The following is a 20,582-nucleotide window of genomic DNA, read 5'->3' as shown; positions in this document are numbered from 1 at the left end:
GTGGCGCATATGCGACAGGCACTTGATGTATTTTACCGTTCGATTTTTGACACATATAAGCATCTTGGCACGATCGTCTGGGCTACGCTGTGCTGGATGGTGGCTGTCCTGCCGCTGTTCACGGCAGGGCCGGCTACGGCAGCGCTTTTCAGGATAATTCAGGAAAAGCAGGAAGGGAAGTCCCCGGATCTGAAAGATTTCTGGAGGTACTTTCAGCAGTATTTCAAACCCGGAATGCAGTTGAGTGCACTTTATGCGGCGCTTTTCGTGCCGGGAGTGCTCTATCTTTCTTTTATGCTCCAGACTCCTTCCTTCATATGGCTGTTTATCGGAACACTTGCGGGATATGTCATGCTGCTGTGGCATCTTGTGATCACTTTTGCATTTCCGCTTCTCGTAAAAGAATCGGAGGCGCCGCTTAGGGCGACTCTGCTTCGTTCTCTGCGTCTTGTGAGTGAAAATCTCTGGTTTTCAGCAAATATAACTTTATATGCAATTCTTTTACTGCTGCTGAGTACTATATTTACGATTGCACTTCTCGCTGCTGCAGGCATGATATCTTTATTCTTGCTTAACGCCTCCTGGTTCCTGATGCAGAAGTATGATTCGGAAAGCGCAATGTTCGATACAGAAGTTTCCTGGAAGGGGACACTCCGGCCGTGGAAAGTATAATTACCCAATCTTTCTTTATTTGTGATACTATTTCCTTAACAATCATCGTTCAAAAGTGAGGTTTATAACATGATTTTTACCCCGAAGACAGGAAGCTTTGAAGGAATGAAATCCATGAACCGTGCGACCATTTTAAATATGGTGCGTTTGGAGGGACCGATTTCCCGGGCGCAGATAGCAAAAAGAACAAAGCTTACACCTCCGACGGTAGGAACGATTGTGCAGGAACTAATGGAGGAAGATCTTTTAATAGAAGAAACAGGGATAGGTAAAATTCAGGGTGGAAGAAAGCCGTTAATGCTGTCGATTCACTCTTCCGCCTTTTATGCCATTGGGGTGTATGCAGCCGCGGAAGTAGTTCATACAGTGATCGCCACACTGGACGGGGAAATCTTTATGGAAAAAGAGGAACGAATGCAGACTCCGCCGCCTTTGGAGGAGTTTCTGCAGCTGCTTTCCCGTTCCGTTTCGTTTGTGATAGAGGAAAGCGGTGCAGCTCCTGAAAAGATTATCGGAATTGGAGTGGCCATGCACGGGCTTGTAAATTCAGAAGAAGGTACAGCAATTTTCTCCCCGCATCTGCAGCTGGAAAATATACCGATTCAGCAGCATCTGGAAGAAAAATTTTCCATTCCGGTGCTCGTAGAGAACGATGTCCGCACCCTCACCCTGGCAGAAGGATGGTACGGTGAAGGCCAGAACATCTCTCATTTTCTATGTGTCAGTGTAGGGCTCGGCATTGGTTCGGGAATTGTACTCGACAATACGATTTACCGCGGGCCGGTGCATTCTGCAGGTGAAATCGGGCATACGGTGGTGGATGTAAGCGGACCGAAATGCCACTGCGGCAATTATGGATGCCTGGAAGCCTACGCTTCAGAATCTTCTATTCTTGAACAGACACAGCGACAGCTTCGCTTCGGAAAACCTTCGCTGCTTCATGAAATTGCCGGAGATAAAGAATTAACGATGCAGCATGTCTACCAGGCTGTTGCCGAAAAAGATCCGCTGGCGATGGAGGTAGCAGCAGACGCCGGACGCTATCTCGGTATTGCGATTGCAAATATTACGAATATGCTTTCATTTTCGAAAATAGTGCTGGAAGGGGAACTGTTCCAAGTAGGAGATGTTATCCTGGATCCTCTCCGCAGTATGGTAGAAAAACGCACGCTCCGTTCTGTACGAAACGCGACCACGATTGCTATTTCTCCGCTCGGGAAAAAGGGGATGGTAATAGGGGCGTTTACGCTCGTGATTGACCAGATGTTTCAGGCAGGAACAAGGCAGGAGACGAAGTATAAAAAAAGCTCCTCTTCACTGTCTTCGTAAAGAACACCAGTGCAAATTTATAAAACAGGCAGATACCCCAATGCAGAGGTGCTGCCTGTTTTTTTGTCAGGTTTCCTTGCATTTGAGCGTATGCTAAAATATGAGGGTAAGCTTGTGAAAGATACATAAAATATCGGACAGCTCCCCGAAGTTGTCTAAAAACTATAAATTCCTGACAGGCTGAAGAGAAGAAAGCTTCTTCTTACTGCAGCCTGTTTTTCTTAAATAAGGAGGGGAGACCCCGTGATTAAAAAGCTCAGCAGCTGGCTGAATCTGCCGGATAATTATAACTCTTCTTCTTTCAGGCATGATACGGTTGCAGGCATCACCGTATTTATTATGCTTGTGCCGCAGGGGATGGCCTACGCCCTGCTGGCGGGGCTTCCTCCGGTAATGGGGTTATATGCTTCCATTCTGCCGCTGCTTATTTATGCGTGCTTCGGTTCCTCGCGGCAGCTGGCCATCGGGCCTGTTGCTATGGCTTCTATTCTTGTCTTCGCCGGGGTTTCGCTCCTGGCAGAGCCGCAGAGTACAGAATATATTTCTCTCGTGCTTTTACTGACGCTGATGGTCGGCTGTATCCAATTTATACTGGGAATGGTGAATGCGGGTACGCTTGTAAAGTTTATTTCGCGGAATGTGATCAACGGATTTACTTCCGCAGTCGCAATTATGATCGGACTGAGCCAGCTCGGTAATTTCTTCGGGATACAGATGGCCAGTCAAACACAGCTTTTCCCTTTAATAGCCCAATTTGTAAGTAATATATCGCAGATTCATTTTCCTACGGCGCTGATCGGGATAGGCAGCCTGGCGCTGCTCGCAGGGCTGCGCAAAATAAAATTGCCGATGCCTCTTGTAGTCGTTGCAGGAAGTATTCTTCTTGTCTATTTCTTCCGACTGGATGAAGCTGGAGTAAATATTGTAGGAGAGGTGCCGCAGGGACTGCCATCTTTTACGCTGCCTGAAGTGAGTCTTGCTTCTATGCAGCTGCTCCTGCCTACAGCCTTGACTATTGCACTCATTGCGATGATGGAGTCGCTGGCTATTACAAAGACACTTGCCGGCAGAGACAGCCCGCCGGTGAATATTAACAAGGAACTGCGCGGGATCGGCCTTTCCAATATCGGCGGATCATTTTTCTCGGCTTACCCTGTTACTGGAAGTTTTTCCAGGAGCGCCGTTAACCAAGGAGCCGGAGCGGTTTCCCAAATTTCGATGATTATTACAGCACTCGGTGTACTGTTGACGCTCCTCTTTTTGACACCGCTGTTTTATTATCTGCCGCAGGCTGTGCTGGCTGCGATCATTCTCTCTGCTGTGAGCGGACTGATTAATTTTAAATCAGCGAGACAGGTATTTCGCATTAAACCTTCCGACGGCTGGGTGTGGGTTATCACCTTCTGCTCCACGCTGCTCGTTGGCATTCAGTGGGGATTGTTAATCGGTGTCGGGGTTTCTTTATGTATCCTGATTAACCGCATTTCCCATCCGCACGTAGCAGAGCTCGGCTGGCATGCGAAAACACAGAGCTACCGGGACCTGCATCGTTTTCCTGAAGCAAGCGCCATCCCAAACATAACCATTGTCCGCATTGACGCAAGAATTCACTTTTCCAATGTGGAATATCTGGAGCACTATTGGGAAGAAAAATTAAAGGAGCTGGAACGTAAACATGACGACAAGTCACATCTCGTCATAGATATGGCCGGCGTCAATGATATCGATACGATGGGAATTGAAGCTTTGGAGCGGCTGATTCAAAAATACGACACAAAAGAAAAACTGCAGATCTGGCTGGTGAATCTGAAGGGACCTGTCTACGAACTGCTGCGGCAGGCAGGCTGGGAAGAGAGATTCCCGGAGAATATTAAATACTTCACGCTCTCCAGGCTCATGACGAAGATTAAGCCGCCGACAGATTATATGATTTAAAAAAGCTGCGCCTGTGCTGTATTTTTCCAGCATCCGGCGCAGCTTCTTATATTAATATTTAGCAGTTCAAACCTGTATGTTTGGCATTAAGAAGCTTGTACTTCTTCATCCAATGGCTCTTTGCGGTCGACGACGACAGCAGCCGAAGCGTCTCCAATCACATTGACACTTGTGCGGAACATATCGAGAATACGATCGATACCGGCAATAAGCGCAATGCCTTCCAGCGGCAGACCGACATTCGTTAATACGAGCGTCAGCATAATTAACCCTGCACCCGGCACACCGGCGGTTCCAATGGAAGCGAGTGTCGCAATTAATACAACGGTGAGAAGCTGCATGACAGATAACTCGACCCCGTAAAACTGGGCAATAAACAAGACAGCGACTCCCTGATAAATAGCCGTGCCATCCATATTAATCGTAGCACCGAGCGGCAGGACAAAGCTGCTTGTCCCTTTGGAAACACCGAGGTTTTCCGTTGTGTTTTTAATGGTAAGCGGCAGCGTTCCTGCACTGCTTGCGGAACTGAAAGCAAAAATGGCGGCTGGTGCAATTCCTTTGATAAACGCAATCGGACTCATTTTTCCTAAAGCTTTCACGGCAATAAAGTAAGTAACAAGGATGTGGACCAGGCAGGCCGTAACCATCGCCAGTATTACATTCATCAGTGGCAGCAGAACTCCGAGGCCATGATCTCCAATGATAGGTGCGACCAGACCGAAGATTCCGATCGGCGCAAGCATAATTACAAAGCTTGTAACCTTAAACATTACTTCCGAAAATCCTTCAAAGAACCTTAGTACAGGCTGGGCTTTTTCGCCGACAGCTGCAATACCGATTCCAAGGAAAATAGCGAAAAAGATAATCTGCAGAATATTTCCTTCCACTAAGCTCTCAAATGGGTTGGTAGGAATAATATTCAGCAGTGTATCCACGATGCCGTCGGTACCTTCCGTCTGTGCAGCACCTTCATCAATATTTTCCTGAGCAATATCGACACCTTCGCCAGGTGCAAATAAAAAGCCCATTCCAAGCCCGATAGAGATCGCAATGGCAGAGGTAACGAGGTAATACGCTACCGTTTTCCCCCCGAGACGGCCAACTTTCTTTAAATCTCCGTTCCCGGCAACACCAACAACGAGTGTTGCTAAAATTAAGGGTGCAATAATAAATTGTATTAACCGCAGAAAGGCTTCACCGAGCGGCGCTACGACATTAACCGCGGGTCCGGCAACGGCCCCTGCAATCACTGCTGCGATAAAAGCGATGAGAATCCAGGTTAAAAAATTAATTTTTTTCATATGTAGACTCCTTTTTGCAGAATAGGTGCAGCTGAAGAAATTATTATAACATAACGTCTGCTACGGAGAAGGAACCCATATTTCATCAAAGCCATTTTTCATCGAGTACTCATACATCATTTCCAGCTTCTCTGCTTTATATGCGGTAAATTGCCCTGTTAAATTCCCGTCTTCCATTTTGTCGAGAAGCTCCTCATTCCGGTCAATTAATTTCACCAGAAAATCCTCTTTCGCAAGTTTATCCCGCTTTGCGTTATTGCAGGGTCCGCAGCTGAGTACGAGGTTCCAGATCTGATCGGACTGCACGAAGGACCAGGGAATAAAGTGGTCTACCTGCGTCTGCCTGTTTCCTTGCTGCAGCGGTTTTTGGCAGTAAAAACACGTTTTTGTTACATAGGAAAGAAGTACTTCCTCGAATGGCTTCAGGCTGCTCCTTTTCGATAAATCCTCAATTCTCAACAGCATTGCTGCCGAAAGCGGGCTGTTTAGTTTTTCTATCATTTTTCCCAGATGAAAATTCGTCAGCTGCACGAGAAGAGACTGGTAGTTCAACAGGAATTTATACACCTGCGGGTGAAAATGGAGTCTCTCCGCTTTATGATCAAACGCATAGAATCTGGCATCTGTATCTCCGTAAAGCGCTCCGAACACATTTACTTTCATTGCTGCTTTCATTTTGTTAATAATCTGAAGTTGTGTTTCTCCGGCCAAACGGTCAAAGGCCCAGCCTGGAGGAACTTGATGTGCCTGCTGGTAATCCATAATGATCACTGCTGTCCGGGCATTCTTTCCACTGTTATGGTTTGTAATGCCATTTACAGCCACCATGTTCCAGTACATCTTTGCGAAGCTGTAAGCAAGCTGCTCATATGTCAGCTCAAGATGATCGTTTACATTATACAGATTTTCGATCAGGGATTTGAACAGTACATATTTATAGGTAGCAGATTTTGAAGACTTCGCAGACATTAAGCTGGAAAAGATCCGCCATATATCTTCATCTGTTAAATAGGCATGATTCAGGCTGCCTTCCCGAAGTTTAAAGCTCATTTTTTATCACCAGCCATCCAGCATTTTCTTTATTATACCAGCAGAAAAGTAAATTCAAAATTTCACTATAATGAAATAAGGCGATTTCCTGCATATTTTCTTTCATAATTAGCGTATGTTTTTCAGGTTTTTTCAGTATTATATACCTATATTTGGAAATTATAAGATTCTTTTAGTCTGTTTATGAGGAAAACTTTCTATTATAGTTTCAGTCTGTAACGAGTGGGAATACGTTGGGTATAACCTGAAAAAACTTAAACAACAAGAGGAGGACATCATCATGAACAAAAGAGTTATTGGCGCATATGACACGGAATCCGAAGTAATAGAAGCGGTTAACAGACTAAAAAAAGAAGGACATGCCCCGGAAAGCATTTCTATTTTAGCAAATGAAAATCAGCAGACCAATTTAATCAGCCGTGAAACAGATGTGAAAGCAGATAATACTTCTTCAGACAATGGAGAGGAACCTGATTTCTGGGACAAAGTAAAAGCGGCGTTTACCGGAGATGATGCAGCAGAGCACAGCGATGCTGATTACAACTCCAAACTGAAAGATTATGGCCTGTCAGATCCGGAAGTGAGAGAGCACGAAGAAAATATTGAAAATGGAAAAATTGTCGTACTTGCTCCAGAAAGAGCAGGAACAGCAGGTCACCCGGATGATACACCTGCAGGCGCAGGGATAGGAACAGAGCCGGTAGCATCAGGCCAGGAAACGAACTTCGATAAGAAGAAGGAATCACCGGGACTGGATGACAGTCCTTATGCGAACAAAGAGGAAACGGAAACACCGCCACGCGGCGAAGGAACACACCGTGCTGGAGATCCACTGAAAGATCCAGGCCAGGAGAAAAACTTCGATAAGAAGGAATCACCGGGACTGGATGACAGTCCTTATGCGAACAAAGAGGAAACGGAAACACCGCCGCGCGGCGAAGGAACGCACCGTGCTGGAGATCCATTGAAAGATCCAAGCAGAAGTGAAACGTCCCCTGGAACCACTGCTTCCAATACTTCTGGAGGAGAAACAGAAGAAGAACGCACGCTTCGTCTGCGTGAAGAAGAATTGAACGTGGAGAGAGAAGAAGTACAGTCCGGTGAAGCAAAGGTGAAAAAAGTAGTGCGTGAAGAAACAAAGAGCATTGATGTTCCCGTTTCGCACGAAGAACTGCACATTGAAAGAAAACCTGTCTCTGGTGCTGATTCGCAGCAGGGAGCGGGAGAAGAAATTAAAGAAGAGACAATCCGCGTACCGTTGAAAGAAGAAAAAGTAGAAGTGAACAAAAAGCCGGTAGTCAAAGAAGAAGTAGAAATCGGCAAACGTAAAGTGGAAGAAACAGAACATGCGACAGATAAAGTGAAGCGGGAAGAACTGGATGTTGATGAAAACAAGAACAGCAGTACCAGCCGCGACACCGACCGCAATCCACTGGATGATGATCGTAAATTATAAACACCGTGCCCTTAAGAGTATTAATACTCTTAAGGGTTTTTTTCGTGATTTTTTTATGGGCTATATTTCTAATTATAGATCCAGAGAAGGCAATTTTCGTACGGAGAAAGTTAAAGAAAGGAGAAGAATGCTAAAAGATCTGAAAAAGTATAATAGAAAAAGATTATTAAGAAAATTACTTTTAAAAATTAAGAATAAGGAATGGGATTATAAATACCTTAGTATTGAGTCTATGTATTCATTTATTATAGTCTTTAGATACATGGGAAAAATATTAATGTTATAATGAGTGAATTAAATACCATATTTTATATTGATATTAAGGAAAATCTTATACAGGAGAAGGAGAAAAGGCAAATGATAGCTGAAAAGCAAGTTAATCAATCAGAAGTGCTGCCAGGACCAATAACCCGTGTGGATGAGTACATATTTGCTCCATTTAATACCTATACATTTTTGAATTTAGATGATGTAATGTTTTCAAGCCGCACAGCAATCCAAAACAAACTGGTTAAGCATTTGGATGGTAAAGACTATGAAGATGAGCGCATTCGCTGTAATGTCCGATGGGGAGTTGAGGATTCAAACAATGTAAAAAAAGCAAAAGGTGTTTTTGCCAATGTAGGCAATGAAAATTCACTAATATATGCAAGTCTTGAATGTTTAGAGGGAAATCTCGTGATTCACGAATCGATCGGTGAAATTTTTAAAGGCGGAGTGCTTGAGTTTGAAGATGTCAGATTTTATTTCCAAGAGTCTGGAGTAGGAACATGCTCTGCAAAGATTTCCATTACCCATCCAGGAATGAGCCTGAAAGAATTAGAAAAAGTATCTGAAGAACTGAATCGATTGTTTAAAGTATATTTCGAAAAATTGTGCTATGTTCTGTCGGAGGATTACATTGAGGCAGTCAAAGACCAAAGAATCCAATGCTTCTCGCTTGATTTTATGCCGGTTGTGACAAAAGAAGACATAGGAGAAGAATGCATTCCATGGACGCATCGCGTATATCATATTCATGGAGATGAATTATTTGAACTTGAAAATCCGGGACAACCATTTCAATACATATTAACACCTTCAAAAAGAGAAGATATTCAGGATATATCTATCTATGAAAATAGATATATCTACTTCGGTTGGGGGCATTCGATTATTTTAACGAAAGACGGAGAAAATGATTATTTCCAGACAAAAACGAATGTCCATGAATACATACGATTAATTCAAATCTCACAATCAAATTGGCAGTGCTTCGATTTATTAACAAAAATTGTGGAAATGGGCAGAGTATCCTTCAGCAGCAGTGCAGATAAGAAAAAAATAAAGAAGTTAAAATCGGATATCTTAACTATTCGTTATTTTAACAGGTACGTTGATCAAATTTTGGATAATGCTAGCTCAATTAAAGTAACATTCGACACCGAAAAAAGAAATTTATTAAAAGAATTAAATAGTCGCTGGCAGATAGCTGAAATCATTGAAAATATCAAACAAAAGATGCTGCTGGTGGAAGAATTGTTAGACTTTCTTTATTATCGGCAAAAGGAGCACAGGGAAGAGAAATTGAGTACTGTTCTCTTCTGTATGGCTGTTTTAAGCATTAGTCAAATTATTGCAATACTAATTGATTATTCACAGGATATTTTCCAATATGAATCTTTGACAAAGATAATTTTATTATGTAATGGGGTTTTTATTACGATCCTCACCATCTTAATCTTTTTTCGTTTTAAAAATTGAATTATTTTTCCAGTACCGGATTCGCTTTAGAGATTTAAAACTATTTACATTATAAACAAACATTTAACGTTGGGCTCTGCTAAAGTCTGATGTTGTATAATAAAAGTACGCCTGCGGCTCCTTTTTCTGCGCCTGCGGCGTAGAAATCCTTCAGCTAACCCTTCCTTTATGAAAGCAGGGTTTCGCACAGCCTACATCCAAGTAAGCCAAAAAATCGCCCTACTTAGATGCAGGAGCATGGCTGGCAGAGAGTCGCTCAAAGACCCGAACGAATCTATGATCTTAACGTTTTCTTTTTCCGCAGGTGTCTACACCTTCTTGTCTTCGTTTTGTTGATAGAAAAGTTTGTAATAGAAACAATCTCTTTCTTTTGTTTCGCAAAGGAAAGAACGGAATAGAAAGTATTTTAAGTGGAATAAAAGCTGCATATGATAGATATATTACAAACAATAAGTTCCTTATTATATAATTTTTATACTTTACAGACAGCGAGGGAGATAAATGAAAGTTTACGATTGGAGCAGCGTTGACGTGGTTGTACTAGAAGCAGATGGAGAAGTGTCTGATGGAAATGGTTATGGAGCAGCAATTGTCAAACGATTAGAGGACCTCAACTATTCCCCAGTATTAATTGATTTTAAAGAAAACAGTTACGACTTAAAGGATGTTGTTGGAAAGCCCATTATTATCTCGGGAGGCATGACGGAAGTAACTTCAGATGAAATGTGGGTACAACATGCACGATCTTTTGTAAAAGAACGTATTTTATACAATCAACAGGCGGAGAGAAAGAATAAAATTCCTCTGTTAGGAATATGCTTTGGTGCGCAGCTCATAGCGGAGAGTTATGAAAAAGGCAGTGTTTCTTATTTAAATACACCACAAATGGGAGTAAGTAACATAAAATTAGAAGACCCTGCTCATCCATTGTTTAAAGGGTATAAAGTACAGTTCCCAGCTTATTCCTTTCACTATAATCAAATAAAAATTCAGGATGCTAATATTATATCCTCCCATCATATGGAGGGGGAAGAATTCGTTCAAGCTTTTGAAATTGATAACTCCCACTGTTTCGGTGTCCAATTTCATCCAGAGTTAACATATGAAGAATATTTACCTCTTTTAGAGACATATGAAGATTTATTAGTAAAGGATCTGGGGTTGTCGATGGAAAACATCAGAAAAAACCTTCTTCCAATTAAATCTAATAAACATATATTAAAAAACTTTTTAGAAATTTAATTACACCATAATATAGCTCACACATCTCAAGATTAAAAGAATTCAGCCTGATGATAAATTTTCCTTTTAAAAAGTAAAGAAAGGAGCCGGTTACCTTAGTAGTCGGCTCCCTTTCTTATTTGTGTATACTAAAAATAAATGCTTCGTCAAATAGGTCTCTTATTGCTGTAATTAAACGGTTCTATAATTATTGCCTGAATACAAAGCAGAGGAATTACTTCTGCGCTTAAATTTGATATGGTCCAGTGAGAGATTTCCAACTCAATATATCTATTGAATTTTAAAAAAGAATAGGAGAGCAGGAAGCTTAAGCTTCACATTCGTTCCACCCAGTTTAAATGCCGAAAAGGGATAAATTCACCTCTGAACCTGACTCTTTTCGTGATTTCATCCACGCCTTCAATAATGCCGGTTTCTTCAGTAATGAAACCATCTTTCCAATAGGATACCTTAATAGGCAGTTCATAATTCAGGGATTCCATCGCAACAATCCCCATTTCGTGCAGATCCTCGGGGGTGGGGTTCGGCTCAGGCACCTTCAGTTTGTTACGGTGATATTCCTCCATCGCTTCGACATGCTCCGGAAGCAGCATCCGGCTGCCTTCCCACATTAAATTTCCTCGGTGTAATTCTTTTTCAAACATATCATCGCCTCCTTTATTTCTATTAAAGAAGTAAAAGAGGAAAAATAACAACTAAATAAGAACATTTGTTCTGGAAAATTTTCTTCTAATTAAAATATATACTGCCTGTACAGAAGCCAATTGCAAAACACAGCTAGTAGAAACATGAAAACACTGTAAAGAAATCATAGTCTTTTAACAGTGTTTTTATATAAGGTATTAAACAAATTTCTCCAGCACAAGATTTGTTCTTGCAGCAGTCTCACCGGTACTTGGACTTTCTCCGGTGCCGGTCAGTTCCTCTACGATTTTTTGGATCAACGGGCGCTGAATGTGCAGCGGGTTTTCGATCATCCATTCTTCTTCCCGGTCTCTCGTACGCAGCTGAATCGGAGACTGGCCGAAGGTGGAAAAACGGATGCTTCCTTTCGTACCGACGATTTCGTTTCGGTCTTCGCGGTCGAATGCGGAAAAGCACCACGTGCCCGTCCCGTGGACACTGGATTCAAATATATAGGAGCCGCTGACAATGTCCTCCACTTCAAAACGTCCGGTCTGGTTCGAAGCAAAGCCCCGTACCTCCTTAATCGGACCAAGCAGAAAATCCAGGTAGTCGAGCGTATGGCTGGCCAGGTCATAAAATAACCCGCCGCCGGCAAGATCTTTCTGCAGCCTCCAGGGCATTTCTTCTTCTTCCGGGACTTCGGTGATGGGCTGGTACTGTGTCGTGGAAACAAACCGTACTTCCCCGATTGCTCCCTCTTCAATCAGTTCTTTTATCTTTAAAAATTTCGGGAGTGCCCGGCGGTAGTAAGCGACAAATAAAGGTACGTTATACGTTTTGCAGGCTTCTATCATTTCCAGGCATTCTGCGTGGGTGCGGGCCATCGGCTTTTCTACATACACTGCTTTCCCGGCTTTTGCAGCCTGTATTGTATATTCTTTGTGATATGCAGGAGGGGTGGCGATGTAAACAGCATTTACTTCAGGATCTCCGATCAGTTCTTCTGCAGTGCCGTACCATCTGGGCACCCCGTGCCTTTTTGCGTAGTCCTCCGCCAGTTTTTTTTCTCTCCGCATGACAGCGACGAGTTTTGAATTTGGAACTTCTGACAGCGCTGGCCCGCTTTTCACTTCTGTTACGTTCCCGCAGCCGATAATCCCCCAGCGGACATCTAATAATATGTTCTGCAAAGACCTCACCTCGCTCTTTTTTTCCAAGTATATCATTCTCCCAATTGCCGCATATAAGAAAGAAAAACAGTTTTCTGTGTAAATAAGTTTGTCCTTTGCTGGTTTGTGGAATTTATTAGCAAGGAGGCGGTGAACGTGAGATATAGAATTGTAGAAGTAGATGAGGATGGCAAGGAACTGCGGCAGGAAGAAAATGCACAGCTGAACTCCATTCCGGGGACAGGTGACCTGATTGCAGGAGAAGGAAACGACGGCCAGGCCTATATTGTAGATGCTGTAGTCCACCATAATTTTATCGTGGAACCGGAGCTGCATTCTGTGACGATTAAAATTAGAAAAATTGATAACGACGAAGCAAAAAGGGTATAGAAGGAAGAGATATAATAATATAAAAGGGAGTGTCTTATTCATGAAAGAAGATTTTGTGAGTGAAGAAAGACTAAACAGCCTTCACCCGGCAGATAAAGAAAAATATGAACTGCTGACACAGCAGATTAAAGATGAACAGAGAAAACTCGAAGTAGAGGTCCCGGGAGAACCGGAAGACCGGCTTGCTGTCGAGCGGCAGATTGAATTACTTGAAGAAGAAAGACAGCGGATCCTGCTTTAAACAGCAGGGTTCTTTTTTTATTTGTAAAAAAGAATTAATTTCTGCCTGTAAATTAAGGCAGTAAAATACGAATAATGGAAGAAGGTTTCGTATTTTACTACAGCGCTTTAATGAAAAAAAGATATCTCATTTTATCTTACATAAATGTTCATTCTGTACAATTAGTGTTGAATTGTAAAACGAATTATAAGAGAAATAAGTACCAAAATAATTAGATAGAAGAATGAAGTAAGTTATAATTAAAGAAGCATACCCCGAGAGGTTTAAGCACGGCTGTGCTGTATACAGAATCTTTTGATTTTCACAGCATCTGGAACCAACCGCTGCAGAGAGCTTTCAACTACAGTGTAAATTACCACTCCAAAGGTGAAATAGAAATAAAAATATCCCATATTTTTGAAACAAAGAAAAAATAAATGAAACAAAAATAATCCTTGCGATTTTTCTTTTCATCCTTCACGATATAAGAAAGCTTTAGAAAGAAGGAATCTTTATGAGATCGCTTACACTGAAAACAAAGCTCTTTTTGGCAATCACGAGCATTAACGTGCTCATTATTACGCTGGTTGCGATTATGATTTACGTTAGCAATGTAAATGAAATGAGACGACAGACAGAGTCTTTGTCTGATGTGCTGGCGATGCAATTTACACGCACCATCGATTTATATATGCAGGATATTGAGTCTGTTTCCATAAGTTTATTCACTAACGCAGATATTCAGCAGAACCTGCAGGAAGAGCTCTGGGCAAGAACGCCGTATGACCAGTATCTGGTTCAGGGGGATTTATATTCCCAGCTGTTTCAGCAGTCCTATCCGCGCAGAGACATTGAGGGGATTACCCTGTTTACAGAAGACAATATTGCCTATGAGTACACGAATCAGGGACAGGTGGAAATGCTCCTGTTAACAGAGTATCCGGAGTGGCGGAATGAGATAAACAGGGAAAGTAAAGGAGAGTTTGAGCTGCTGCCGACTCATGTGACAGCTTACAGCAGCGGTACAGAGGAGCAGGTAATTTCCTTTGTCCGCAACATCTATACGATTCCGCAGCGGGAGCGGATCGGAGCGATGAAGATTGACATGAATATTAACCGCTTTTCTGATCTGCTGCAGTTCGACCGGGACAACACGCTGCAGGAACATCTGCAGTTATTTGTAGTAGATGAAGGAGAAAATCTTATTTTCTCCAATCGTCTGGCATATGAAGGAAGTGAACTGCCGGACGCGCCGGATGTGAACGCCATTATGACGGGGGATAATACTTTTGCAAGCACAACTTATCCTTCTGAGTACACGGGCTGGGAAACACGCATCGCGATAGATGATGCTTTTTTTCTATATGAGCGCAATCAGATTATCGGCTTTATTGCGACAAGCGGCTTGATTGCTGTGCTGCTTACAGCGCTTGCTTCCTACTTTATTGCGTCCACGATTACCCGGCCGATGCACCGCCTTGTTTCCAAGATGAAACGGGTGGAGGAAGGAGAGCTGAACGAGCGGATGGAGGCAGACGGATCTCCGGAAATCGCTGTGCTCTCCCGGGGATATAACCGGATGCTCACGAGTATTGACCGGCTGATCAGTGAAGTATATGAAGCAAAGCTGACAGAAAAAAACGCGAAAATTGCTGCGCTTCAGGCGCAGATTAATCCGCATTTTCTTTATAATACGCTGAATGTTATGAAAGCAATCGGACGTGCGCGCGGAGTAACAGAGGTAGCAGAGATTTCCAGTTCCCTGGCAGAGTTATTTAAATACAACATGAATCAGTCAGATCAGCTTGTTTCACTGGAAGCAGAAAAAATGCATATTGAACACTACATGCGCATTCAAAAGCACCGATTTCCGAACCGTTATACACTTCATACGGATATTCCGGAAGCACTGCGCCATGCACTTATTCCAAAGCTGATGATCCAGCCGCAGGTGGAAAACAGTATTCAGCATGGTTTGAAAAATCTCACGTCGGGAGGGCATATCTGGCTCTCTGCATTTGAGGAAGAAGGAGCACTCATCATTGAAATTAAAGATAACGGGTGCGGAATTGAAGAAGCGAGACTGACGCAGGTCAGGCAGAGTCTGGACGCTTCAAGAATAGTAGACATCGATCCGGATCTCGGCCTTGGCATTGTAAATACTCATATGAGGCTGAAGCTGATGTTTGGGGAAACGTATGGCGTGTCCATTCAAAGTGAGCTTCATCAAGGGACGAAGGTGCAGCTGCGTATGCCGCTTCAGGCTGCGGAGAAAGGGGAGGGCGCATGAATATATACCTGGTCGAAGATGAACACTGGTCTCTGATTGAACTGAAGGCGCAGCTCGAAGTATATAAAAAACATCATACGTTATTTACTTTTCTCGATCCGCGGGAAGCAATCAAAAAAGGGGAGGAAACGCCGCCGGATCTTGTCATTACAGACATAAACATGCCCGGTATTTCCGGTCTGCAGTTGATTGAAAAACTGCAGGAGCAGAATGAGGAAGCAAAATTTATTATTCTCAGTGTACACAGTGATTTTTCTTACGCGCAGCAGGGAATCAAGCTCGGCGTCAGGGACTATCTGACGAAACCTGTAGAAGAAAAAGCATTAACAGAAGCTGTGGATGAGGCTATCAAGGAAATTCATCATTCCCGTCCTTCATTCTCAAGCGAAGTTGCGTCCAATGTGCTTTTCACCTCTAAAGATCCGGTGCTGCAGCAGGAAAGCTATGAAGTAATGTATATATTAATCGGGAACTGGAAAGCGAAAGACGGCTGGCCTGTACTGACGGTATCACCTGCGGAAATACTGGCGCAGTTTAAAGCAGGAAATGAAAAAGGTTCTTTCGTTTCTCTCGATGAGCAGCGAGGTCTTTTTTTCACAAAGACTGCAGAAAAAGTGGAAATGGAAAAAACAGTGGAGCAGATATACCGGAGGATTTCAGAAGAAGCAATCGTACATGTTGCTGTTACAGAAAAAGCAAAAGAAGAAAATTGGAAAGAAGTGATCAACCGGCTGGAGACAATGCTGGAGGAGAACCGGTATTTTGGCAGGTCGACCTTGCTGTTTCCCGGGCAGCATCACCGTGATTTTGAACTGGACGAAGAGTGGATGATGGTGCGCAGAGTGGAAGCAAGCATCCGCAGCGGTGATTATCAGCAGGCAGAGATAATCGTAGAAAGCCTTGCAGCTTCATTGTATCAGCGCCGGATCACCTTCCGCCAGCTTTCCGTTTTTCTGCGGAATATGTATTATGCGCTGATGTTTAAACTGCAGGAAGAAAGCAAGGAACGCCTTCATATTGAAAAAGCAGATATGGAAACGGGATTTCTGAGAAAAGTTGTTTACCAGGAAGAAACCGCTGCTGCCATCAAGCAGCTGACTGCGAATTTTATGGAACGGCTGCCTTCCGAGGAGATTGCACCAAAACAGCTGATCCCGAGGGTACTGGAATGGATTCACCAGGAATACGCAAGTTCTCTTACCTTCCAGGATTTTGCGCAGAAGTATCATGTGAGCCTGAGCTATTTATCCAGAGAATTTAAAGCACAGACCGGGGAAACTTTCTCTGAATACGTCATGAAATACCGGGTGAAGAAAGCAAAGGAATATTTTGCACAGGGAATGACCCGTACGATCGATGTAGGCAGGCTTGTCGGCTACGAAGATGAAAAGTATTTTCGGAATATTTTTAAGCGGGTGGAGGGGATATCTCCAGCCCAATATAAGCGCCGCATACAGGGAAAATAAAAAAGGGGGGTATTTTAACATGTGTTAAAATACTCCCCTTTTTTTGTTAAATTACTGCGTTTTCTGACAATTGATTCGCAAGTATGATGAAGTTATATCAAATAAGGGGGTTTTCACATGAAGAAATGGAAAAAGGGCTTACTTGCAGGAGTTCCGCTCTCTTTTGCTGTACTTGCAGCAGGATGCGGAGCTGGAGATAATAACGGAAATGAAGAAGTGGAAAACAATGCTGCGGGAGCAGAAGAGACAAATGTGGAAGAAACAAACACTAATAATGAAGCAGCAGATAATGGAAATGAAGAAGCGAACAGCGGCAGTGAAGATTTCGAAGGCACTACCCTTTCCTTTCTTGTAGATAACCAGACAGTAACGGATGGAATAGAGGCGGTAGCGGCAGAAGTGGAAGAGCAGTACGGTATCACGGTGGAAACGCAGATCCGTCCCGGCGGTACAGAGGGCGATAATATTGTGAAAACACGTCTGGCAACCGGTGATATGACAGACATTATGTGGTACAACTCGGGTTCCCTGTTTAAAGCGCTGAATCCAGAAGAATATTTTTATGATATTTCTGAAGAAGAGTTTGTAGAACGCATAGATGAAACTTTTCTGGAAACAGTAACCGTAGATGAAAAAACTTACGGGATTCCTGGAGCTTCTGCTTCTGCAGGAGGATGGATGTACAATAAAGAAATTTATGATGAATTAGGACTGGAAGTACCGAATACGTGGGATGAACTGCTTGAAAACAATGATGCCATTAAAGAAGCAGGGTACACACCGGTAGTTGCCTCCTTTGGCGATACCTGGACTTCCCAGCTTGTGGTCCTTGCCGATTATTACAACGTGCAGCTGGAGCATCCGGACTTTGCAGATGAGTACACAGCGAACGAAGCAAAATTTGCTGATACTCCAGGAGCACTCCGAAGCTTTGAAAAAATGCAAGAACTCTCAGAAGCAGGACATTTTAATGAGGAAGAAACAAGCACAACGTATGAAGAAGGACTGCGTATGCTTGCAGAAGGTGAAGCTGCACACTATCCAATGCTGACATTTTCGCTGCCTGCACTGGAAGACACATATGGTGATGCAATAGAAAATATCGGTTTTTTCGGACAGCCGGGTGAAGATGCAGAAGAACACGGATTGACACTGTGGATGCCTGGAGGAATTTATGCAAACAAGGACTCAGAAAATTTGGAGGCAGCGAAAAAGTTTATGGAGTTTTTCATTTCTGAAGAAGGACAGGAAATTTACATGGAGCATATGAAAGCTGAAGGGCCTTACGTGCTGAAAGATGTAGAGCTTCCAGATGACGCCTATCCGGCAGTACAAGACATGTCCGTTTATCTTGATGAAGGTAAAGTTGCACCGGCGCTTGAATTCCTTTCTCCATTAAAAGGACCAAACCTGGAGCAGATTCTTGTAGAAGTAGGGATGGGACTTGAAGATGCGGAAGCAGGGGCAGAAAACTATGACCGTGATGTAGAGCGGCAGGCGCAGCAGTTAGACCTCGAAGGCTGGGAGTAAGCGATAAGCAGAGGGAACTGATCTGAGCAGAGCCATCTGTTCCCTCTTCCCCCTTAATGAAGCACGAACGAATCCGGCGCCGTTTTAAAGGAGCGGAGCGTTCGTGCTGTTTTATTTAAACGAAACACCAGACCCCTGTGGAAGAACAAGCTGTAAAGATTTCGAAGCGAAAAAGCTAAATACTTTTCTGCGGAAAGCGGAGAAGTTTGAAGCAGGGTTTCTCCATAAACAAAGAAAAAACTGCTTTTAAGAATACTTTCTCGCTTCCTTTTTCTACAGGATGTGTAAATGAAAGCAGCACCTTGGAAAAAGAAAGCGCGGAAGAAAAAACCTTTTAGCTGGAGAGGCACGCTTCTCCATAGAATTACCATAAAAGAAATGGATGCCGAAGGATGTGATTAGTATGTTAACGAAAAAGAGCGGTGTATACAGTTTGACGCTTTTACTGCCGGCGGCTGCGATCTACGGCATATTATTTATTTACCCGACCCTCATGTCCTTCTTTTTCAGCTTCACACGCTGGAATTTAACAGAGTGGACATGGATTGGCTTCGATAACTTCCGCATGTTTTTTGAGGAACGTGCGTTAATGATCGGCTTTCGCAACACCTTTATTTTTGCTTTTGTAACTGCTGGATTAAAAGTGGTTATCGGGCTGCTGCTGGCGGTGCTGTTAACCAGTCAGTTAAGAACGAAGGATTTTGTCCGCAGTGCAGTTTTTTTCCCGACGCTTGTCAGTACGATTGCGGTGGGGATTGCGTTCAGCGTATTAATGCACCCGTCCCAGGGACTGATCAACCAGACGCTTGCGCTTGTGGGCATTAATGGACCGGACTGGCTTGGTAATCCCAGCTACGCGCTTCTTTCCGTGGCACTTGTTGATGTCTGGAAAGGTGTCGGAATTGCAACGGTTATCTTTATTGCCGGTATGATGTCGATTCCAAAAGACTACTATGAAGCGATTCAGATCGACGGCGGGAACAAAATGGATGCTTTTAAGCATATTACCCTGCCGCTTTCCCGCCCGGCGACAAATGCAGTTATTATTCTGGCACTGATCGGCGGACTGCGTACATTCGACCTTGTCTGGGCAATGACAGGCGGCGGACCAGGATTCAGCTCCGACTTAATTGCTTCAATTATTTATAAACAGTATCAGGCAGGATTTTATGGCCTCTCTACAGCTGGAAACGTCATACTTTTCCTTTTGGTAGCGATCGTTGTCTTTCCGCTGTACCGCCTGATCACTAGAAAAGAGGTGGATTTATAATGGAAGCTGCACATGAAAAAACAAAAGAAAAACATAAGTTAAATACAGCACCGAAAAAGAAGCTCAGCAAAATTTTGATTGAGTCCATTATAGTGCTGTTTACCATTGCCATCTTTCTCGTGCCTTTCTACTTTATTATGATCAATTCCTTTAAAACGAGCCAGGAGGCAGCAGAGCTTTCCCTCGCCTGGCCTTCTGAGTTTCAGATCGTGGAAAACTTCACGACGGTGTTCCAGGCGCAGAATAATATGCTCGTTACAGCATTCATGAACAGTACCATCATTACCGTTTCCTCGATTGTACTTTTGATGGTGTTTGCTTCTATGGCTGCATTCATTCTGCAGCGGAGATCAGGGAAAATGGTCAGTATCATTGCAGCAATTTTCCTTGCAGGGCTGATGATTCCGCCTGCGGTCGTGCCGACGATCTGGGTATTGGAAAGCTTGCATTTATTCCGTACGCTGCCAGGGATTATTCTTGTCATGACTGCAATTTCGATTCCGTTTTCGATGATTTTATATATGGGCTTTATTGCTACGATTCCAAAGGATATTGATGAAGCGGCAATTATTGATGGATGTAACAGCTGGACCCTATTTTTCAAAATTATTTTCCCGCTGTTAAAACCAATACACGCTACGGTAATCATTTTAAATGCCGTGCAGATTTTCAACGATTTCGTACACCCGCTTTACTTTTTTCCGGGCGCAGAAAATGCGACAGTGCAGCTTACGCTGTATAACTTTATGAGTGTGTACAGCACTTCCTGGAACCTATTATTTGCCAACGTATTATTAATTACCATACCACCGTTTATTCTCTTCCTTATTTTCAGCAAAAAGATCGTTGCTGGAATGACGGCGGGAGCAGTAAAAGGTTAAAAAAGGAG

General features: G+C 43.3%; 17 protein-coding genes. 13 read left to right on the top strand and 4 right to left on the bottom strand.

All coding sequences use genetic code 11. The features are described 5' to 3' along the window. The first annotated feature begins 9 nt into the window (after positions 1-9). From BLP92_RS08980 to BLP92_RS08970, 3 genes are all read left to right on the top strand, one after another. Entirely contained in the window at positions 10-672 is a 663-nt protein-coding gene (locus BLP92_RS08980; RefSeq protein WP_090842613.1) for a DUF624 domain-containing protein, read from the top strand. A gap of 105 nt (positions 673-777) precedes the next feature. Then, positions 778-2,001: an ROK family transcriptional regulator gene (locus tag BLP92_RS08975; protein ID WP_244516745.1), complete on the top strand. Its 1,224-nt coding sequence runs from the start codon at positions 778-780 to the stop codon at positions 1,999-2,001. A gap of 243 nt (positions 2,002-2,244) precedes the next feature. Continuing rightward, positions 2,245-3,936: a SulP family inorganic anion transporter gene (locus BLP92_RS08970; RefSeq protein ID WP_090842611.1), complete on the top strand. Its 1,692-nt coding sequence runs from the start codon at positions 2,245-2,247 to the stop codon at positions 3,934-3,936. An 86-nt stretch (positions 3,937-4,022) separates the two neighbouring features. Here BLP92_RS08970 and BLP92_RS08965 read toward each other — a convergent pair whose 3' ends face one another. After that, positions 4,023-5,240: a dicarboxylate/amino acid:cation symporter gene (locus BLP92_RS08965; protein WP_090842610.1), complete on the bottom strand. Its 1,218-nt coding sequence runs from the start codon at positions 5,238-5,240 to the stop codon at positions 4,023-4,025. 60 nt (positions 5,241-5,300) lie between these two features. Next, entirely contained in the window at positions 5,301-6,290 is a 990-nt protein-coding gene (locus BLP92_RS08960; protein ID WP_090842609.1) for an HNH endonuclease domain-containing protein, read from the bottom strand. Between the two features lie 280 nt (positions 6,291-6,570). Here BLP92_RS08960 and BLP92_RS08955 point away from each other — a divergent pair, with 280 nt between their 5' ends. The 3 genes from BLP92_RS08955 (at position 6,571) to BLP92_RS08940 (ending at position 10,731) form a co-directional block, all read left to right on the top strand. Continuing rightward, positions 6,571-7,746 (top strand): DUF2382 domain-containing protein, encoded by a 1,176-nt coding sequence (locus tag BLP92_RS08955; protein WP_090842608.1) that lies wholly within the window; start codon positions 6,571-6,573, stop codon positions 7,744-7,746. Positions 7,747-8,103: 357 nt separating this feature from the next. Then, positions 8,104-9,489, top strand: a complete 1,386-nt coding sequence (locus BLP92_RS08945; protein WP_090842606.1) for a hypothetical protein — start codon at positions 8,104-8,106, stop codon at positions 9,487-9,489. Positions 9,490-9,990: 501 nt separating this feature from the next. Further along, positions 9,991-10,731 carry a type 1 glutamine amidotransferase gene (locus BLP92_RS08940; protein ID WP_090842605.1) on the top strand — a complete coding sequence of 247 codons (741 nt, stop codon included), beginning with the start codon at positions 9,991-9,993 and terminating at the stop codon, positions 10,729-10,731. Positions 10,732-11,045: 314 nt separating this feature from the next. Here BLP92_RS08940 and BLP92_RS08935 read toward each other — a convergent pair whose 3' ends face one another. Beyond that, the gene (locus BLP92_RS08935; RefSeq protein WP_090842604.1) at positions 11,046-11,375 is read right to left on the bottom strand and encodes a YolD-like family protein; all 330 of its coding nucleotides are present in this window, start codon (positions 11,373-11,375) and stop codon (positions 11,046-11,048) included. A gap of 198 nt (positions 11,376-11,573) precedes the next feature. Next, positions 11,574-12,548, bottom strand: a complete 975-nt coding sequence (locus BLP92_RS08930) for a Gfo/Idh/MocA family protein (protein ID WP_425284442.1) — start codon at positions 12,546-12,548, stop codon at positions 11,574-11,576. 135 nt (positions 12,549-12,683) lie between these two features. On the opposite strand from BLP92_RS08930, the gene BLP92_RS08925 reads away from it, so the two are divergent. The 7 genes from BLP92_RS08925 to BLP92_RS08895 all read left to right on the top strand — a co-directional run bounded on the left by BLP92_RS08925 (position 12,684) and on the right by BLP92_RS08895 (position 20,574). Beyond that, entirely contained in the window at positions 12,684-12,917 is a 234-nt protein-coding gene (locus BLP92_RS08925; RefSeq protein ID WP_090842602.1) for a hypothetical protein, read from the top strand. A gap of 40 nt (positions 12,918-12,957) precedes the next feature. Further along, positions 12,958-13,158, top strand: coding sequence for a hypothetical protein (locus tag BLP92_RS08920; RefSeq protein WP_090842601.1), 201 nt, complete (start codon positions 12,958-12,960; stop codon positions 13,156-13,158). Between the two features lie 493 nt (positions 13,159-13,651). Beyond that, a complete protein-coding gene (locus tag BLP92_RS08915) occupies positions 13,652-15,427 on the top strand; it encodes a cache domain-containing sensor histidine kinase (RefSeq protein ID WP_090842600.1) in 1,776 nt (591 codons plus the stop codon). Beyond that, positions 15,424-16,893: a response regulator transcription factor gene (locus tag BLP92_RS08910; RefSeq protein WP_090842599.1), complete on the top strand. Its 1,470-nt coding sequence runs from the start codon at positions 15,424-15,426 to the stop codon at positions 16,891-16,893. Before BLP92_RS08915 ends, BLP92_RS08910 begins: the two co-directional genes overlap by 4 nt. 117 nt (positions 16,894-17,010) lie before the next feature. Beyond that, positions 17,011-18,423 carry an ABC transporter substrate-binding protein gene (locus BLP92_RS08905; RefSeq protein ID WP_090842598.1) on the top strand — a complete coding sequence of 471 codons (1,413 nt, stop codon included), beginning with the start codon at positions 17,011-17,013 and terminating at the stop codon, positions 18,421-18,423. 403 nt (positions 18,424-18,826) lie between these two features. Continuing rightward, on the top strand, positions 18,827-19,693 hold the full coding sequence (locus BLP92_RS08900) for a carbohydrate ABC transporter permease (protein WP_090842597.1): 867 nt from the start codon (positions 18,827-18,829) through the stop codon (positions 19,691-19,693). Next, positions 19,693-20,574, top strand: a complete 882-nt coding sequence (locus tag BLP92_RS08895; RefSeq protein ID WP_090842596.1) for a carbohydrate ABC transporter permease — start codon at positions 19,693-19,695, stop codon at positions 20,572-20,574. Before BLP92_RS08900 ends, BLP92_RS08895 begins: the two co-directional genes overlap by 1 nt. Positions 20,575-20,582: the final 8 nt, after the last annotated feature.

This window comes from Alkalicoccus daliensis, from assembly GCF_900103955.1.
Lineage (GTDB): Bacteria > Bacillota > Bacilli > Bacillales > Salisediminibacteriaceae > Alkalicoccus > Alkalicoccus daliensis.
Note: the sequence above shows the minus strand (reverse complement) of the source record. Positions and strands in the feature narration are given on the sequence as shown.

Bases quoted from the DNA above. Each gene is read 5' to 3' on its own strand.
- BLP92_RS08980 (WP_090842613.1), top strand. From the start codon at position 10: ATGCGACAGGCACTTGATGTATTTTACCGTTCGATTTTTGACACATAT.
- BLP92_RS08975 (WP_244516745.1), top strand. From the start codon at position 778: ATGAAATCCATGAACCGTGCGACCATTTTAAATATGGTGCGTTTGGAG.
- BLP92_RS08965 (WP_090842610.1), bottom strand. From the start codon at position 5,240: ATGAAAAAAATTAATTTTTTAACCTGGATTCTCATCGCTTTTATCGCA.
- BLP92_RS08960 (WP_090842609.1), bottom strand. From the start codon at position 6,290: ATGAGCTTTAAACTTCGGGAAGGCAGCCTGAATCATGCCTATTTAACA.
- BLP92_RS08955 (WP_090842608.1), top strand. From the start codon at position 6,571: ATGAACAAAAGAGTTATTGGCGCATATGACACGGAATCCGAAGTAATA.
- BLP92_RS08945 (WP_090842606.1), top strand. From the start codon at position 8,104: ATGATAGCTGAAAAGCAAGTTAATCAATCAGAAGTGCTGCCAGGACCA.
- BLP92_RS08940 (WP_090842605.1), top strand. From the start codon at position 9,991: ATGAAAGTTTACGATTGGAGCAGCGTTGACGTGGTTGTACTAGAAGCA.
- BLP92_RS08935 (WP_090842604.1), bottom strand. From the start codon at position 11,375: ATGTTTGAAAAAGAATTACACCGAGGAAATTTAATGTGGGAAGGCAGC.
- BLP92_RS08920 (WP_090842601.1), top strand. From the start codon at position 12,958: ATGAAAGAAGATTTTGTGAGTGAAGAAAGACTAAACAGCCTTCACCCG.
- BLP92_RS08915 (WP_090842600.1), top strand. From the start codon at position 13,652: ATGAGATCGCTTACACTGAAAACAAAGCTCTTTTTGGCAATCACGAGC.
- BLP92_RS08910 (WP_090842599.1), top strand. From the start codon at position 15,424: ATGAATATATACCTGGTCGAAGATGAACACTGGTCTCTGATTGAACTG.
- BLP92_RS08905 (WP_090842598.1), top strand. From the start codon at position 17,011: ATGAAGAAATGGAAAAAGGGCTTACTTGCAGGAGTTCCGCTCTCTTTT.
- BLP92_RS08900 (WP_090842597.1), top strand. From the start codon at position 18,827: ATGTTAACGAAAAAGAGCGGTGTATACAGTTTGACGCTTTTACTGCCG.
- BLP92_RS08895 (WP_090842596.1), top strand. From the start codon at position 19,693: ATGGAAGCTGCACATGAAAAAACAAAAGAAAAACATAAGTTAAATACA.